Consider the following 1699-nt stretch of genomic DNA (forward strand, 5'->3'; position numbering starts at 1 on the left):
AGCGTATGCAGGTCAGCACAATAGATTTGGGGAAATGTTTGCCTTTGAAACTGATGGCCATATCCGCTCCGTGGATAAGGTGATTAGCAAATATGGCCTATCATGGAGCCTCATACTACATTTTTTTTGCAACAGATCCTGTTGGAGGTGTATGATGGATTTATCTCGTAAGCCTTACCCCACCGATGTTTCAGATAAGCATTGGAAATTGATTGAGCCATTTGTGCCGAAGCTCAAGCCTGGTGGAAAACCCTTCAAATATGAACGCCGGGAAATCGTGAATGCCATCCTATATGTTGCACGTGCTGGCTGTGCATGGAGATTACTTCCACATGACTTCCCCGATTGGCAGGATGTATATCATTATTTCAATGAGTGGTCGAAGGATGGAACCTGGGAAAAAATTTGCGATGCTATGAGACGGAAAGTTCGCCTTAAAGAGGGAAGATCGTCTGAGCCAAGTGCAGGCATCATCGATTCCCAAAGCGTAAAAACCACCGACAAGGGCGGCACACATGGTTATGATGGGGCGAAGAAAGTAAGCGGACGGAAGAGACACATAATCGTGGATTCAATGGGGCTCCTCCTTGCATTGGAGGTTCATAGCGCGGCAATACAGGATCGGGCAGGCGCTACAGGGGTCATTGAGAAAGCCTGCGAAAAGACCTCGAGACTTGAATTGATATGGACGGATCAAGGCTATCGATCGGAGAATCTCACTAAGCAAGTGCAGGAAGAATTCGGTATTCAGTTGCAACAGGTTGCTCATCGTCGTCCAACAGCAATTTGGTGGCCGAAAGACCAACCGCTTCCAGAAGAAAAGCTGAAACTGTTCGAAAAATCTTTCAAGGTTCAGCCAAGACGATGGGTTGTCGAACGCACTTTTGGATGGTTTGGAAAATACAGGCGCTTGTCGAAAGACTACGAGTTTCTCGAGAGAAACAGCGAAAGCATGATCTATATCGCGATGGCAAATAATATGGTTAAAAGGCTTGCTGCATAGGGTGCAGAAGCCTTTTCAACACCCTCTAGTTCCTGAGCGAATCGGGATCAACCCCTTACAGGGACAGGTCTGAGCGGTATCCGGACTCTGGCGTGAGACTTACCCACTGCGTGCACCCGACCGAAGAGCTGTCTCTCTCACCTCATAGCTGGTGCCCGTTCTTTAAAAAGACACAAGGCGTTTCAGAGTTCGAATTGCGAGACCAAAGCTGTATGAATATGTCTGCCCAGGGCACTCCTGGTTGGGGAATTACGAGAGCTCGCCCTGGATATGATCTGCAAAAGTTTGGATACGATCTTTCAACTCAGAAACTTGGGTTTAACCTTGTCGGACAAATCACTGCTTTTTGCAACCGCGACCCGAATTGAAAACCTGTGTCATTGAAACGCCAAAATAAACAGGCTTGTTGCGGTCGCACCTAACCCTGTTCGCACGGCGTGAAGGTAGCCCCATTTCCGAATAGCAGTGACGGCGTCAATATCCGCATCGGAAGGCTTTGTTGCTTCAATTCTTTTATTTATAGGCATCATGACGATCAGAGTGAAGGGCCAATTTAGAACCATAATGGCCGAACCGAGCATCCAAAGTACATTTGAAGATTGATAATATGCGATCCCTCCCAGTATCCCAGTTACGATTGCTAATGAGGATTGCATGATAAGACCACGTCTGTAGCTTGGAACCCATTCAGTGACG

Annotated in this window: 2 protein-coding genes; one reads left to right on the forward strand and one right to left on the reverse strand. The window is 47.3% G+C overall.

Annotation, left to right across the window (positions count from 1 at the left end; genetic code table 11):
* Positions 1–154: 154 nt before the first annotated feature.
* Entirely contained in the window at positions 155–1003 is an 849-nt protein-coding gene (locus VE954_RS15540; protein ID WP_349263824.1) for an IS5 family transposase, read from the forward strand.
* Between the two features lie 377 nt (positions 1004–1380).
* On the opposite strand, the gene VE954_RS15545 is transcribed toward VE954_RS15540, so the two are convergent.
* Positions 1381–1699, reverse strand: a 319-nt coding sequence (locus VE954_RS15545; RefSeq protein ID WP_324954330.1) for a DUF1772 domain-containing protein, incomplete at its 5' end; no start/stop codon positions are given.

This window comes from Oligoflexus sp., assembly GCF_035638955.1.
GTDB lineage: Bacteria > Bdellovibrionota_B > Oligoflexia > Oligoflexales > Oligoflexaceae > Oligoflexus.

Bases quoted from the DNA above. Each gene is read 5' to 3' on its own strand.
- VE954_RS15540 (WP_349263824.1), top strand. From the start codon at position 155: ATGGATTTATCTCGTAAGCCTTACCCCACCGATGTTTCAGATAAGCAT.